The 16052-nt window shown below is 41.7% G+C and carries 9 protein-coding genes and 1 pseudogene; 1 reads left to right on the top strand and 9 read right to left on the bottom strand.

What is annotated here, in order from left to right; genetic code table 11:
- Positions 1-138: 138 nt before the first annotated feature.
- From NSQ20_RS17985 to NSQ20_RS17975, 3 genes and pseudogenes are all read right to left on the bottom strand, one after another.
- A pseudogene (locus NSQ20_RS17985) lies at positions 139-715 on the bottom strand (helix-turn-helix transcriptional regulator); the annotation flags it as partial.
- 877 nt (positions 716-1592) lie between these two features.
- The gene (locus NSQ20_RS17980) at positions 1593-3041 is read right to left on the bottom strand and encodes a 6-phospho-beta-glucosidase (protein WP_340030476.1); all 1449 of its coding nucleotides are present in this window, start codon (positions 3039-3041) and stop codon (positions 1593-1595) included.
- Positions 3042-3055: 14 nt separating this feature from the next.
- Positions 3056-4996, bottom strand: a complete 1941-nt coding sequence (locus NSQ20_RS17975) for a beta-glucoside-specific PTS transporter subunit IIABC (protein WP_340030475.1) — start codon at positions 4994-4996, stop codon at positions 3056-3058.
- 668 nt (positions 4997-5664) lie between these two features.
- Here NSQ20_RS17975 and NSQ20_RS17970 point away from each other — a divergent pair.
- Positions 5665-6573, top strand: coding sequence for a DMT family transporter (locus tag NSQ20_RS17970; protein ID WP_340030474.1), 909 nt, complete (start codon positions 5665-5667; stop codon positions 6571-6573).
- 1543 nt (positions 6574-8116) lie between these two features.
- On the opposite strand, the gene ilvD is transcribed toward NSQ20_RS17970, so the two are convergent.
- From ilvD to NSQ20_RS17940, 6 genes are all read right to left on the bottom strand, one after another.
- Complete coding sequence (gene ilvD, locus NSQ20_RS17965) at positions 8117-9808, bottom strand: dihydroxy-acid dehydratase (protein ID WP_340030473.1); 1692 nt, start codon at positions 9806-9808, stop codon at positions 8117-8119.
- A gap of 15 nt (positions 9809-9823) precedes the next feature.
- Positions 9824-10489, bottom strand: coding sequence for a GntR family transcriptional regulator (locus NSQ20_RS17960; protein ID WP_100527506.1), 666 nt, complete (start codon positions 10487-10489; stop codon positions 9824-9826).
- Positions 10490-11125: 636 nt separating this feature from the next.
- On the bottom strand, positions 11126-13102 hold the full coding sequence (locus NSQ20_RS17955; RefSeq protein ID WP_340030472.1) for a sigma-70 family RNA polymerase sigma factor: 1977 nt from the start codon (positions 13100-13102) through the stop codon (positions 11126-11128).
- Between the two features lie 244 nt (positions 13103-13346).
- Positions 13347-14240: an alpha/beta hydrolase gene (locus NSQ20_RS17950; protein ID WP_340030471.1), complete on the bottom strand. Its 894-nt coding sequence runs from the start codon at positions 14238-14240 to the stop codon at positions 13347-13349.
- Positions 14241-14381: 141 nt separating this feature from the next.
- The gene (locus tag NSQ20_RS17945) at positions 14382-14996 is read right to left on the bottom strand and encodes a DUF2239 family protein (protein WP_340030470.1); all 615 of its coding nucleotides are present in this window, start codon (positions 14994-14996) and stop codon (positions 14382-14384) included.
- A gap of 295 nt (positions 14997-15291) precedes the next feature.
- Positions 15292-15588 (bottom strand): AbrB/MazE/SpoVT family DNA-binding domain-containing protein, encoded by a 297-nt coding sequence (locus NSQ20_RS17940; RefSeq protein ID WP_340030469.1) that lies wholly within the window; start codon positions 15586-15588, stop codon positions 15292-15294.
- Positions 15589-16052: the final 464 nt, after the last annotated feature.

Genomic DNA, 16052 nt, shown 5'->3' with positions numbered 1-16052 from the left:
TAGATTGGGCATACGTACGCTTTATGGAACAGTCCATCGGATCATTTGTGTTCCCAGCCCGGCAATCAGCAGAATGGTTCCATGCTTTTCATCGCTATAACTGTCATAAGCAAGATCAATACCGTTAACGTTTAACATATGGTCATATAAGGCAGCATGCAGCACGGTATTACCAAACCGCCATAGTAACTCGTTCATTAGATCCATACTGCCGTCCTCATCACATTTCTTACGGAACTGAGGAACATCAGTAAATGACATTTGTAAATCCTGACTCACAAGACAAAACGCCGAACATCTCGAAAGCTCCTCTTTGTTCTATCCAGTAATTTATCTCGACATCTCCTCTTATTGAGATATGAAAGGACATTCGAGGATAGGCTTTTAAGGAAACGCCTTTATCGCGCGCAGATATCGGCATAGTCCCAAGGAGATTCTTAAACGCCGGTGCGAACGCTTCCGGCGATTGGTATCCATATTTCATAGCAACATCGATTACCCTCGCATCGTTTGCCTGCAGTTCAAAAGCCGCTAATGTCAAACGACGACGTCGGATGTGCTCGGATAACGTGATTCCTTTAATGAAAGGGAACATTCGTTGAAAATGATAGGTAGAGCAACAAGCTATCTGCGCTATTTCATCATATGAGATATTGTTCTCCAAATTTGTTTCGATATTATCGATTGAACTTTTCATCCTCTCCAACCAATCCATCGTTCTCCCTCCCTTCGAGTTAAATACTATCGTAAATAAAAAACTTTCCTTGCATTTCCTGCACCAAATTGTCAGCATCGTTCGCATCCCCTGAAGACCAATCCCAACAAATCTTGTCTAATTAATTTCTCCTAAGAACATGTTCTTGTCCAATACGGCAATCGGTACAAGTTCTTGTCCTTGGCTCGGGACAAGAACAATGTTCCATTGCCTTCCTCTTCTTATCTTTTTGCCACAACCAAGAGCCGTTAATCATCATTGCACTGATTAACGGCTCTGTAAATTTAATCTCTTCACATATGCTTCAACTGATTTTTGTAATACTTTCTTTTAATCATCCTGGATGCTTCTTCTGATCAGCATCGCAACAGATTGAGGTGTATAAAATATTACGTTTGGGCTTTCATGTTAATATGGGCAAACGTATTTGTCAGCCAACACTTCTTCATTTTCTAAATAGTGATATTCGATGGAACTTGATGAGTTCCGGATACAAATAGTTAATCAAGCGAGGTCTTATATTAATGTGGCTTTTATCTCGCAATAGAAGATCCATCATAATACTATTTAGGTGACTGTCTAATCCAAAATGACACAATGCTCATTTCCTCAGCTTGGAACAAGAACTTGGGTTCCTTAAATCAAAAAAGCTGCTATAATAGCGACTTTGAATGGAACAATGTTTTTGTCCTCCGACATTGATCTGAGGACATTGAATTATACATCTCAAAGTCTTTTGGAGTTAAAAGAAGACCACATATAGAGATTCTCTTATGTGGCCTGCCTTGTTTCCCCTCAAGTATTTATTTAGCACACATACTTGAAATGTTTTTGTCATACTGCTTCATTAAATTAACACGCGAATACTACCGATCAATTAATCAAGGAAATACCCTGCCCCATTATTAGCAATAATGTCTTTGTACCAATGAAAACTTTTCTTTCTGATTCTTCGAAGCGTGCCAGAGCCATCGTTGTTTTTGTCGACATAAATGAACCCATACCGTTTTTTCATCTCGCCGGTACCGTTACTCACAAGATCGATCGGTCCCCAACTTGTATACCCTATAATATCAACTCCGTCTTTTATTGCTTCAGCAATCTCTGCAAAGTGAAGATCTAAATACTTAATGCGGTAATCATCTTCAACGGTATCATTATCCAGAAGAGTATCTTGCGCACCAAGTCCGTTCTCTACGATAAATAATGGTTTATTGTACCTCTCATGCAACTGGTTACAAGTAATCCGCATGCCCTTTGGATCAATTGTCCATCCCCATTCTGAGGTTTCCAAATAAGGGTTGATTACAGAACCAAATACATTCCCATCTGTGTAATTCTTCAGTATTTCAGGATCAGCGCTGGTACAACGGCTCGAATAATAGCTAAAACCAATGTAATCCACTGTATATTTCTTCAAAATTTCCAAATCTCCAGGCTCAAACTGAAGTTGAATTCCATTCTCGATGAAAAAGCGTTTTGCATATCCGGGATACTCCCCTTTAGATTGTACATCAATCAAGAGGTAGGACTCTCGTTCCATCTCCATAACTTCCCAGTAATCTTCTGGATTACTACTGTATGGATACACATTTCCAGCTGCCAACATACATCCGATCATGGCGTTAGGAATAATTTCATGACAAGCCTTAACCGCCAGAGCACTTGCAACCAGTTCATGATGCGCTGCTTGATACAGAACTTGTTGTTTATTCTCTCCTTCTTCAAAAATAATGCCAGCTCCTGTATAAGGCAGATGCAATAACATATTAATCTCGTTAAATGTCATCCAGTATTTCACTTTGGTTTTATAGCGTTCAAACAATGTTTTGGAGTATTTTTCAAATAGCTCAATCATAATTCGGTTTTTCCAACCGCCATACGTTTTCGCCAAGTTCACAGGTAAATCAAAATGACATATAGTAACGACAGGCTCAATATTATACTTCAGAAGTTCATCAAACACGTCATCATAGAATTGCAATCCTGCTTCATTCGGGGTTACATCGCCACCATTGGGAAAGATGCGAGCCCATGAAATCGACATTCGAAACGATTTGAAGCCCATTTCCGCAAAAAGAGCGATATCCTCTTTATAACGATGATAAAAATCGATAGCTTCGTGTGAAGGATAAATCTCGCCTTCCTCGGGTTCAAACGAATTTAAGTTACCCATCGAAACCTGATCACGTTTAGGCCCCTTCGGCATCAGATCAATGGTCGTTAGTCCCTTACCATTAGCTAGGTATGCCCCCTCAATTTGATTGGCAGCCGTAGCACCACCCCACAGAAAACCATCCGGAAATTTATTGATTTTATTAAACATATCCAATTACCTCCCTATTTTTGTGCATATACTTTGAGTAACGGTTCTTTTTCATCTACCCTGTCATTTGCAATTCCTACAATGTCGTGATACATGGACGTATTTGTAATAACAATGGGGGTTACCATTTCATAACCTGCATCCTGGATCGCCAGCAAGTCGAACTCTACAATGACATCCCCAACCTTAACCCGATCCCCATCTTTCACGAATGAATTGAAGTGCTGACCTTTTAACTGAACGGTATCTTGTCCAATATGAATGAGTATTTCTACTCCATCATCACTGATAAGGCCAATAGCATGTTTCGTACGGTAAATCGTTTGTACAATGCCGTTTATTGGAGATACAACACGTCCCGTTGTAGGGAGGATGGCTATCCCTTTGCCCATATACTCTCCTGCGAAAGTTTCGTCCTTAATATCTTGGAGTCTAACTACAGTACCTGTCATCGGACTAACGATTTCAAAGGGTTGGTCATTTAATAGACTTGTATTAGGAACGAATTCTTGTTTTTCAGCAATATTGGTTGATATCGTCTCTGTTGGATCTTTAAAACCAATAAAGTAGGTTAAGACAAACCCAAAAATAAAGGCGACGGCAGTTGCAATGAGTGACATATAAAAACTGAAATCAATACCGGCTACCTTATTTACAAAGTTAGGATAGCCGAACACACCGAGGCCTCCAAGAATGTAAAATTTTGACCCAGCATACCCCAAAAGACCTCCACCGATACCTCCGGCAATACAACTCATAATGAATGGTCTTCTTAAGGGTAAAGTTAAACCATATATAGCAGGCTCCGTGACGCCAAAAATCCCAGAAATGAATGCTGGTACACTCAATGCTTTTATTTTTTGATTTTTAGTTTTGATCAGAACCGCTAGAACCACACCGATTTGCGCAAATGAAGCTCCAAAAGAAAGCGCCATAATTGGATCTGATCCAAGTGTTCCAATATTCAGCAACGCGATGGGGATGATTCCCCAATGAAGTCCAAAAATAACCAAAACCTGCCACATGGAGCCTATTATTATACCCGTTAAAATAGGGCTAAATCCGTAAATTTCAGTAGCGCCCGCTCCAATTAAATTTCCTGCCCATGTAGATATGGGCCCTATTACCAAAAAAGTAGCAGGGACAATGATAAGCATCGTAAAAAAGGGAACCAAGAACGTTCGTACCACTTGTGGTGTAACTCTTTTTAGAACTTTTTCTAATTTTGATGCAGAGAACGAAGCTAAAATGATGGGTATGACTGAGGAGGAATACGTCATTAAAATAACAGGCAGACCCAAAAACGTAATATGAATTGGAGATTCAAAAATTGTCCCTCCAAACAAAATGTATTGAGGGTCCCCTTCACTTAAATTCGATAACGTTGGGTAAACGAGTGATGCCCCTATAGCCATTCCTATAAAGGACGACCCACCAAATTTTTTCATTGCAGTGTACCCTAAAAATACGGGGAAGAAGTAAAATAGGCAATCTCCAGTTGCTTTTAGCAATTGATACGTTCCAGATATTTCCGAAATCCATCCACAAGACAAAAACAATTCGTTGAACCCTTTAATCATTCCTGTCGCAGCCAACAAACCAAGTAATGGCTGAAAAACACCTGAAATCATATCAATAAAACGATTGAAGATATTTCCTTTGGCTGTTTTATTTTCATCGGAACTTAAAGTCTCTTCACCCTCTACAGACCAATTTCCAAGTTTAGTGATGGCCTTATATACATCCGGAACTTCATTCCCTATCACAACTTGGTATTGACCGCCACTTTGCATGACCGTAATGACCCCAGACACTTTCTTTAATTCTTCTGTTTGGGCCATTCCTTCGTCCCTTAATTGAAATCGCAATCGTGTTATACAATGAACAACGCTGTTAACGTTTTCAACACCGCCAACTCGAGACAAAATCTCCTTGGCCAACTGATCATAATTCATGAGTGCTCTTCCTCTCTGGCTGTGACTTTGCATCAAAAAAACTGTATGGCTGTCCAGTGGATAGACTCTAAACATCATTTCCATGCTGAAGTTCAGCGTTCTGTTTTTTTGCACAACGACGCTCAATTCTGCAAGGCTATTTTAGTAATTTCAAATTTGTCAACAGCCTTCAAATTTTGTGAAAAGTTAGCAAAAAGTACGTCTTTTCTGGCCAGAAATGGTATTGCCTGATTGAACAGTCACAACCCAGTTGATGTACAAGCTCTCTTTGCGGACAATAATAAAACACTTTTTTCAAAAAATGCAAGTGTTTTTTTACTAGGACTTGACTTATAAAAAGGTATTCACATGACCATACTTACATTTCATATATGAAAGAAAATTTAGTTCACATATTCCATATGAATTTTAGAATATTTGCTATACAAGCACATTACTATGTACTCAACTGTTACTGAAGGTGTAGGTTTCCTTTTGACTTTTATCCTCATTCTCTGTCACAGGTTATTGACAAGAACAAACCTTTGCTTTTATACTGATACCGAAATGAACGAAATACTAAAACCCGATGGATGTGGATTTTTCTAGAGAGTGATCTCTATTTTCGCCACACGAATGCCTATGCGCATTTGTGTGGTTTTTTTGTATGCAAAAAAGGAGGAATATTTATGAAATTATGGCATTATGCACTTATTGTATTTTTGGGAGGTTGTTGTTACGGCATCCTTTCCACATTTGTTAAACTGGCTTATAACGCTGGCTTTTCAACACCAGAAGTCACTGGCGCACAATATTTCTTTGGTGCAGTTTTAAGTTGGATATTTGTGATCTTTGTCAAAAAGAGAAGCCTTACTCTCAAGCAAATTACAAAACTTCTATTATCCGGAATCCCCTTTGGACTGACAGGTATGTTTTATTATCAATCACTACAGAGCATAAATGCTTCTCTAGCTATTGTCTTACTATTTCAGTTTGTTTGGATTGGGACATTATATGAATGGGTCCTTCAGAAGAAAAAACCTACCGGGGGCAAACTAATCTCGATTGGTGTACTGCTTTTCGGTTCCCTACTAGCGGCTAACGTCTTTTCTCAAGGAAATCTCTCGTTATCGTGGAAAGGAACAATTTGGGGACTACTGGCTGCTTCAACTTTCGCTTTATTTATTTTCCTCAGTGGTTCTGTTGCGAAAGATACTTCGCCCGTATTGAAAAGCGCCCTTCTTTCAACTGGAGCTGTTATTACTGTCTTTGTGGTTTTCCATCCAACCTTCTTATTCAACTTGGATGTGCTGGCAGGATTGAGTCCATATGGATTAGTTCTCGGAGTTTTTGGCGTTGTATTGCCTCCACTTCTGTACTCCATAGGTATGCCCCATATCGGTTCAGGAATGGGTACAATTATGACCGCATCTGAATTACCCATGGCCGTTATAATGTCTTCACTTGTACTAGGAGAATTAGTAGGTTGGTCTCAATGGCTTGGAGTGATTATTATTTTATGCGGTATCTCATTTAGCAGCATAAGACAAAGAGGATTAAGACCACAATCTTCTATGAAAGAATATACATCTCTTTAGACTTAGAGATGTAAGGAGAAAGCTATTTGTGAATTCTATCGTTACACATATAGCAATAATCCAAAAATTTCCGAACAAGACTTGGAGCATTTCCAAGGGCTGTTTGGAACTTGCGCAGTTGAACTAGTAAACGAAGATGAACCGTTTGTGGTTCCCTTCTAGCGATCAACAAGGTAATATGTGGAAGAATAATTTATTCTTGTTTCTGGGGGTGATCCTACCCAACATCGAGAATTTGTTATGATAGCTGCTAAGTATAGGATACCAGAGGAGCGCGCACTAGCATTGTATATACTTCTAAGGAACTTTGCCCGGTTGCAACTCCTCATGTTTGTTTTGTATATGCGAGTTCTTCTGCTCAAATAGTTTAATGGCTGACAGATTAAACGTGCCCCAGCGCCTATCTACAATTTGTACATTAAGGAGATCAATCGCAATGTACAAATTGATGTTCCTGTACCTGTTATCTGACCGAATCAAAACACTACATGTTGAACTGCACTAACGAACAAATGAGAGTAGATCTATAATAGAAGAAAAAAATTTGAATCTTGTCCAACAATCACTGATGTTTGCATCATTCTTTATAAAGAATGGTCATTAAATTGTTTGCAAAAAAGTACTAATTCTTATTTAGAATAGATAACTTTCTTTTTATATTTGAAGATGTTTTAAAAGAAACCTTATCTGCGAATATATATTGATTGCGGTTCCAGTTTTTCGTATCGCCATAGTTACACTATCCTGAGCGATAGATGCATGAATTAGCTAGGGAAAACCGATTAGCTATTTTCCTAATCGTGCCATATTCTTATCCCTCGACAACTCTTGTTCCATTTTGGGACCAGAATACAGGGTTATTTCAGATTAGATTTTGAACATAAGTAAAAGGGTTTCGTTTTAGGAGCTCGTATACCCGTAACCCTTATAAATTTCATGGCTCCAAGTTTCTTTTGACAAGAACTTTATAACTATACTCACCTTTGACAGCGTCATTTTTTTCAGCAATGGAACTGAGTTCTTGGTTTCAGAAAGCGAATTGTGCTTTTGTCTCGCCATAAGTTCTGTCATGATACTATTTAGATATTCATCTAATCAGTAATCGGACTATGTTCTTGTCCCTCGACATTTTTCTGTTTCCCTTTCTTCGAGAGTTTAATTTAATATTGAAAGCAGCTAGTTTGGATTGCCTAACGGGCTAGCGACTTGCATTGGCAATATTTACTCATTCGAGATTTAGACCATCCAAACACTAGCCGGAACCTGCCTGCTATTCGTAGCCAACCCCCAATTAATGAAAGTCGAGAAACGGTACAAGCAAAAATACACCCCCCAGAATTTCATCGGCTAAACTCAGGGGTTTTTCCAATGTCTATTCTAGGGGGTGCACTTCATTTTCAAATGATGAAACTAAATTCTTCATCTTTTTCTTGCGACATTCTTGATCTCTAAAGCTGGCGTTTTTTTTGTTTAGCGCGCTTCATGCATTCGTTGTAGTAGCTTCTCCCCTCCCATTTTATATGTAGCATCAATGTTTAATTGTCTATTCCATCAAATCTGTTACTGCACCTCTTGAAGCAGAGGAAACTAATTTAGCATATTTGGCAAGTACACCGGATTTCACTTTCAGTGGCGGTTGTACCCAAGCTTGCGCTCGAGCGGCCAACTCTTCTTCTGGCACTTCAACCTTAATTTCCTGAATGTCGCTATCAATGGTGATAATATCTCCATTTTGGAGCAAAGAGATCGGTCCACCTACTTGTGCCTCAGGGGATACATGGCCGACTACAAATCCATGCGAGCCACCCGAGAACCTACCATCTGTTATGAGAGCAACTTTTCCCCCGAGACCTCTTCCTACAATGAGTGCTGTAACGGAAAGCATCTCAGGCATACCTGGTCCACCCTTCGGTCCACAATAGCGTATGACCAATACGTCCCCTTCTTGAATTTCATCATTCATGATCGCTTCTGTCGCTTCATCTTCGCTATCGTACACCTTTGTCGGCCCGGAAAACTGTTGTATCTTCATGCCTGACATTTTGGCAACAGCGCCTTCAGGAGCTAGGTTTCCTCGAAGCACAACCAGTGGTCCATTTGGTTTAAGCGGATTATTGAGTGGACGTATAATCTCTTGATCATTCTGTAGTGGAGCAGCTTCCGCTAAATTCTCCGCCAACGTTTTACCAGTTACGGTGAGGCAATCCCCATAAAGTAATCCCTCAGCGAGCAATAGCTTCATTACCCCGGAAACACCACCAATATCATTCAAATCCTGCATGACATACTGACCACTTGGCTTCAGATCTGCCAAATGAGGAACACGCAAGCGAATTCGTTCAAAATCATCCAAGGTTAAATCCACTTCTACGGAGTGCGCAATAGCTAGCAGATGGAGAAATGCGTTGGTTGATCCCCCTAGAGCCATAACAACGGTGATCGCATTCTCAAATGCTTTCTTCGTCATAATGTCTCTTGGGTAGATTTCCTGTTCAAGAAGTGAGATGACCTGCTTACCGGCTGCTTCGCATTCCAATGCTTTATCCGCTGAGATAGCTGATGTCGAAGAAGAACCAGGCAAACACATACCCATTGCTTCTGCAGCTGCGGCCATCGTATTAGCGGTATACATCCCCCCACAAGCCCCTGGACCTGGACAAACACTGCATTCGACCTTATGCAATTGTTCATCTGTTATTTTTCCATCTTGATATTGCCCAACGGCTTCAAAAGCTGAAACGATATCCACTTTTTTACCGTCGAGATTACCAGGTTGAATGGTTCCTCCATATACATAAACAGAAGGAATATTCATCCGTCCAATAGCCATCAAACATGCAGGCGTATTCTTGTCACACCCACCGATTGCAACAACGCCGTCAAAACGCTCGGCTCCGGTCACAATTTCAATCGAATCAGCTATAGCTTCCCGACTTGGTAGCGAGAACAACATCCCGCCATGCCCCATCGAGATCCCATCAGAAACGGTAATCGTATTAAAAATTAGTGGAGCACCGCCGTTATTACGTGCGCCCCGCTTAGCTTGCACCGCTAAATCATTGATGTGCATATTACACGGTGTTACTTCACTCCACGTACTTGCTATTCCGATCATTGGCTTTTTAAAATCCTCATCTTGAAATCCAACAGCACGCAGCATCGCTCTGTTCGGTACCCGGTTAGCACCTTCACTGATTACCTTGCTTCGAATGCGAAGATCTTTTTTATTTTCCATGTTTCTTCCCTCATTTCAAAGTATTTCGTTCAGTTCCTGCATCGGTCGAATAAAATTTTGTTTCATTAAATTATGGGCATCGTTGCTATTTTTGCCTTCAAAAGCTTTAATAATCTGATCATGTTCTTCAACTGAAGCTAGTGTAGCCGTAATAGGTTGTTTTAAAAATACGTATTTAAACCGCCTAATGTGAATCTGAAGAGATGTATTAAATGTAGCTACATAAGGATTATCTGAGAGCTCCACAATATAATTATGAAATTGCTCATCCACCTCCATAGCCTGATAAACTTGTCCATTTTTAATAGAACTTGCGAATTCCAAATTTATGGATCTTAGTTTCTCGATCTGTTCTGGAACAATAGTTTGGGCGGTGATTTCAGCAGCTAAGGCCTGAAGAGCAGCCATCGTTGAATACATCTTAAAAATATCGTTTTTCTCAATATTCGTTACTTTTGTTTCTTTTCCTGGATGCATGGACACGAGGCCTTGAACTTCGAGTAACTGAAATGCCTCCCGAATCGGTGTCCGGCTGACTCCAAGCGATTCAGCCATTTCCGCATCAATAAGCTTTTCACCTGGTTGCAGTGTTCCATCAATAATCCATCGTTGAATCTGAGAAAAGGCTCTTTCTTTTGCGGACATACGGACTGGTAAGGAAAAATCTTTAGGTATTGGCATTGTTTTCATCCTCATTACAATTATTCTTATATGCAATATATCGCATACACGATCGAGAAGCAATTATTATTTCATTTACTCGCTCAATTAATTTTATCCAGATAACTACCTGTTTTTATTGAGAGTCTGAGACAAAAAAGAGAACTATAATTTAAGAGTCTTTCTTTGAGAAATGTTACATAAGTAATATATTTTAATGTGAATGTTCTTATATAAAATATTTGGTACTAATGAGGGCTTATGTACTTTTTACTTAAGTACACATCTAATCGGCAATCGGACGATGTTCTTGTCCATTACGGTAATCGGTACATGTTCTTGTCCATTACGGTAATCGGTACATGTTCTTGTCCCTCGACATGAGTTTGTAGTTTTAACTCCCACCCCTCCGTCGTATAATCTAGCTAAAACGCCGAACTCATATTCCGAGTTCGGCGTTTTTAAAATTCAATGGACACAATTAATATGCCGGTTTGATCGACTCTCAAAGCCGGCTTTCCAAAGGCTGTTGCATATTTCTCAACAAGTTTTTCTATAGAACGTTGTGTTAAACGTCTATTTTTAAAATGCTGTTCTACGTCCGCAGGCTTTTGAATGCCTTCCAGCCCTTAGTTTCGGGCTAGATGTTTTTGTTTGTCAGTAAAAAGTATTTTCGTATAACTTCCCCGTATGCGCATCAAGCACTTCGGGCGTCCGCTCGTGCTCGCTACCAATCATTCGATACACTAGTTCGTACGGGGCCTCTTCCGCCCTAGCATTGTGCATCCGTTCCCATTGCAGACGCAGCTTGGCCTGTGCCGTCCATCGGAGGATAGCTGTCTGGTAATCAAATGAAGGCACGGTCTCCAGCTTCTTTAACTGTTCTGGCCTTATGGAGGGGGACATCAAACTTTTGACCCTCCCATTAGAGCGGTCAACAGCTAGTTGATAGCATTCATCCCTGACAGATACGTCTTGAACATATACACCAAAGCGAATGATTTCCAAACGATCTTCGTCGTCGGTCTCTTCAGATAGAAGCTTGAGATACGGCAACATTTCGGCTGCTAGTCCTCGGACATATTCCATAGCGACTTCTATACATGCGTCTCGATCCCAGGTTAGTGGAGCTAGTTGATCTGGCTTACCATGCGAAACAAAGTCAATCAGTTGTCCGGTTTGGCTGTCTACTCGCGCCTTGACCGCTCCCTCCATCTGATCAGCCCAATAGGCCTTCCAAGACCGGTCATTCTTGGCTGGACGCTCTTCATTCTGTTGCTTCCACACCATCAACTTGGTGTTCGAGCCAATATTGTCGTCTTGTACTAACTGAAATTGGTCGTTGTCTACGCCAATCCACTCTTCTAGGCTTCGTGCGGGCGGGAACTCACCTGGCCACTCGTCCAGAGTTCTTGGGTCAGAGGGGACAGCTTCTGCCCTATAGGCTGTCGGAACTTCCTCCTGTGATGATGCAGTATAGATTAGCCCTCTACTTCGGGGGGCGTAAACAAGATGGACCTGATCGTCACCATCCGTGTACACGGCTTTGTCCAATACGCAATATTCCACATGTAGCAAAAAATTCGCCTTCATACACGCCATCTGTTCCTCTTCTGGTGTGATCATGGTTGGGAGTGCTGGCCCTGGAACGGTTCCATAGTACCTAAATCCGACCACGCGACCGCTGGGATGAACCATAATCAGGCATCCCGTCTCAGGAAGTGGCAGCCCCATCGCCTTCTGCTGTCGTGTGTACACAAACATCCCTTCCATCCACTCCATCTCACAATACGGAAAATCACGCAGTGCGCCGGGATAATGATCTTCCAGGAATTGCTCTGTCTGCTGTTTGAGCTCCTCCTCAGATATCCGTGTCTCGTTGTCCAATGAGGCCCAGGAAATGGCATAGTCTAGCAAGTTGCCGTTCCTGGAGAGCGTGGCAGAAACGGCGTCATCACTCCCCGTTTTAACCCATAAGAATCCCGCTTCTCCCTTCCCTGTTCCCCTCCCGGTGTTCTCTTGATAGTCATTGACGATCAGATCATAATCCGGTGAAACGGCAAACTGGTGCTCTGCCTGTTGTCTTAACTGCAGGCGTAATGTATCCAGGTCTCGTTCGAGAAAATCTTGAGCCATTTCGTTGCGCAAATGTTCCAGCCCCTTCCGTAATTGTGTTTTTACAGTACCTAATGGCATATCCAGGAGATGGGCGATTTGCTGCTGGGTCAGGTCCTTCTTATATTTTAAGAACAGGAGCTGACGCAGCTTCGGATTCAGACTGGCCAATGCACGCTCCAGATCCAGGGTTTGATCGATATCATTAACGACCACTGGCTCTTGCGCCTGCGGGTCTTCGCTCAGGTGAACACGCTTGGATTTCTTCAAATGATTGAGCGCTCGGTTCACCACAATTCTGGTAAGCCAGCTCTCAAACGCTTCGGCTTGCTGCAGAGTTTGCAGTGACTCATAAGCCTTAACCAGGGCATCCTGAACGATATCCTCCGCATCTTTGGACTCCCGTACATAATGGCGAGCCACTCGGTGCAGCTTATCCGTTCGATCCTTTATAAGAGATACGAAGGCATCGTGATCTCCGTTTTGTGCGGCGTTGATTTGTTGCTGTGCATCGATCATTGTCGTTCACCTCCTGTTATATAGACAGCTAACTCGGGGGTTTGGATTTAATTAATGTAACATTATTCTTATAGGTGCTCCCAAATAAGTGCATATGCTGATTATTTAGATATACACCTAATCGGCAATCGGTACAAGTTCTTGTCCTTGGCTCGGGACACGAACTTGTACCGATAAAACAAAAAAGCCGCTAAAATAGCGGCTTCAATGGGAATATGTTCTTGTCCCTGGACATTTCACCATGCTATCCTTTGCGTCGGGCTGTCCGTACGATTCCATCAACAACAGTTTCAAACAACTGTGCCGGCAGATCATGTCCCATGCCTTCAAGTAACATGAATTCTGCACCAGAGATGGATTGAGCCGTATCTTGTCCGCATGCTGGCACAAACATAGGGTCTTCCACCCCGTGGATTACTAAGAATGGAACCTTCACTTTTTCCAGTTGTGGACGACGGTCTCCAGAAACTGCAATAGCTGCAATTTGCCGCCCAATACTCCCCGGATCATAAGCTCGCTGAACCTCTTCTCGAATAATTAAATGATATTCGTTCTCTTCAAATGGATAACCTGTACCGGCAATACGTCTGGCAAAAGCTACACTATGAGCTAAGTATCCTGCTTCATCCTCCATTGGGTTCGGTGCTGGCCGAGTCATTAACGCCATTACATCAGGCGATGTTGGTGGAAGTTCGGGATTTCCTGTTGTTGACATGATGGAAGTAAGAGAGAGAACACGCTCCGGATATCGGCTGGCAACAAGCTGGGCAATCATGCCGCCCATCGAACGTCCAACGACATGTGCATTTTTTATCCCCAGGGCATCTAGCAATCCAATTGTATCATCAGACATGTCATCAAGTGTGTATGGAATAACCGGGAGTTGTCCCGACATGAGTGCTTTAGCAAGTGCTTCAAAATCCAATGTGTCGTGATGGTTAAAGTGTGTGGATAGACCTGTGTCCCGATTGTCAAAACGAATAACTCTATATCCCCGAGCCGCGAGTATTTCACAAAATGGAACGGTCCAACGGATCATCTGGGTACCGAGCCCCGCGATCAACAGCATGGTTTCATCCGTTTCGCTGCCATAACTGTCATAGGCGAGTTCTATGCCGTTAACTTTTAACAGATTCATTGTTATGTTCTCCTTAAACTTAATTTTATGGTAACTCTGTTATGTGCAATAGTCGAGATTCTTCAACGGCGGCAGTTCGATGTCCAGTCCCTTCCAAGTAAGATACATGATTTGAAGTTGTGCACATCGTTTACGTGGCTATTAACTCTCTTCCTGTATGAATGCACACTTGGCTAAAGTCTTAATATAGTCTCTGATATCGGTTGTCCAATCATCTATTAATCCGTAAAAGTGATCTTTATTCCCGGCATACAGTGCTCTCAAAACCTCCTCATATTGAGGGAAATCGCCCGCCATTGCAGTCATAAAATGATAACTTGCTTCCTGTGCTGTGCGAACTTTACTTTCGTTTTCCCCCGAGCGGCGAGCTTCATCTATCAATCTTCGCAGCGTTACGGAGGCTCCTCCGGGTTGAGCTTTAAGCCAGTCCCAATGTCCAGGAAGCAAAGTAACTTCACCAGACACCACTCCTAGCTTGGGACGGCCAACCCTGCGAGCAGGTTGTTCATGTTCTTTCGTATCCGGTATATGTCCAGCTTGGCTGTTTAACCGCTCAAGCACCTCAGCTGTGTTTCCACGGAAATCAATATCTAGTGGTTTACCCGTCAAATCATTAAAAATAAGCAATTGTACAAATTTACTGTCCTCTAAATTCTCTTTAACGGTGATAACAACATGCTGTAATGTACCTTTGGCGAAACAATCTCTTTCTACAAAGGCAGTGCAGCTTATTGAATTATTAGGTGAAACCTGCATGTAATTCCTCCTCTTTCGTTCCCTTATCAATAATATTACCCGGGTAAAAATAAAAAATCAATATTACGGGGAGTTTTCATTCCCGTAGATAGACAAAAAGAACGACCACGGCCGTCGCGGGGGTGAGTATTGCGTCGGTCAACGCTATTTACCACAACTGATATTCGTATGCTTTTATCTAGTCACATGATCTCCTTCGTGATACTATTTAGATAATAATCTAATCGGGAATGACACAATGTTCTTGTCCTTTTCGGCAATGGAACCAAGTTCTTGTCCACAAGAACTTGGTTCCTTAAAACAAAAAAACCGCTATAATAGCGACTTTGAAAGGAACAATGTTTGTGTCCCGCGACAATAAAATAAAAAGCATGAAATATTCTTTGAAATAGGACAGCCCTTCCGTGGAAGAGCAAAACATACATTCCTGGGTTCGATATTTCCTCAATATCAGACGTTCATCTTCTTCTACAAAGTATTCAAAAGGATTGCCAATATCAATCCCAAGTGTACGCCGCAATTCCATCGGTAATACAATACGCCCCAAGGCATCCACGTTACGTAACATTCCGGTATTTCTATCTTTCCTCATAACAACTCCCTCTTCTTTTTTCCTTATTATCCTATATGGGATATTCCCCTTTATTCGGCTCAGAGTCGTTTTTTTCAATTGGCCACGCTTTAAACATTCGGGTTTTGAAGAAAAAAAGGCCAGATGCAGGAGCTGGCCATGAGTCTAAAGTGTCTTAAAAACTGAACATTACAGTTCCCATCCTAAATGTCTATGTAATTCGCTTGGATCAAAAAGATTCCGATCCCGTCTTAACAGTTCTCCAATAGCTGCTGCTTCCCCGGCTAACAGAGACTTATACTGTCAAACGTCTCGCCGCCGCTCTCCCAAACCCTTGTCACAAAAAAGGCTGGACCACAAACACTTACAGGAGTAGATCCGAAAGCAAGGGTAAAGTTAACCGGCTTGCCGGTGAGGGCTGCTGAAAATTTGAGGTAGGGCTGGACACAGCTCAATAGAAATAAACTCTATATATTATAAAACAG

Source organism: Paenibacillus sp. FSL K6-1122 (genome assembly GCF_037977015.1).
Taxonomy (GTDB): Bacteria; Bacillota; Bacilli; order Paenibacillales; family Paenibacillaceae; genus Paenibacillus; species Paenibacillus amylolyticus.
Note: the sequence above shows the minus strand (reverse complement) of the source record. Positions and strands in the feature narration are given on the sequence as shown.

Excerpts from the sequence above, each read along its gene's own strand:
- NSQ20_RS17955 (WP_340030472.1), bottom strand. The coding sequence starts at position 13,102 with ATGATCGATGCACAGCAACAAATCAACGCCGCACAAAACGGAGATCAC.
- NSQ20_RS17940 (WP_340030469.1), bottom strand. The coding sequence starts at position 15,588 with ATGAGGAAAGATAGAAATACCGGAATGTTACGTAACGTGGATGCCTTG.
- NSQ20_RS17945 (WP_340030470.1), bottom strand. The coding sequence starts at position 14,996 with ATGCAGGTTTCACCTAATAATTCAATAAGCTGCACTGCCTTTGTAGAA.
- ilvD (WP_340030473.1), bottom strand. The coding sequence starts at position 9,808 with ATGGAAAATAAAAAAGATCTTCGCATTCGAAGCAAGGTAATCAGTGAA.
- NSQ20_RS17950 (WP_340030471.1), bottom strand. The coding sequence starts at position 14,240 with ATGAATCTGTTAAAAGTTAACGGCATAGAACTCGCCTATGACAGTTAT.
- NSQ20_RS17975 (WP_340030475.1), bottom strand. The coding sequence starts at position 4,996 with ATGAATTATGATCAGTTGGCCAAGGAGATTTTGTCTCGAGTTGGCGGT.
- NSQ20_RS17980 (WP_340030476.1), bottom strand. The coding sequence starts at position 3,041 with ATGTTTAATAAAATCAATAAATTTCCGGATGGTTTTCTGTGGGGTGGT.
- NSQ20_RS17960 (WP_100527506.1), bottom strand. The coding sequence starts at position 10,489 with ATGCCAATACCTAAAGATTTTTCCTTACCAGTCCGTATGTCCGCAAAA.
- NSQ20_RS17970 (WP_340030474.1), top strand. The coding sequence starts at position 5,665 with ATGAAATTATGGCATTATGCACTTATTGTATTTTTGGGAGGTTGTTGT.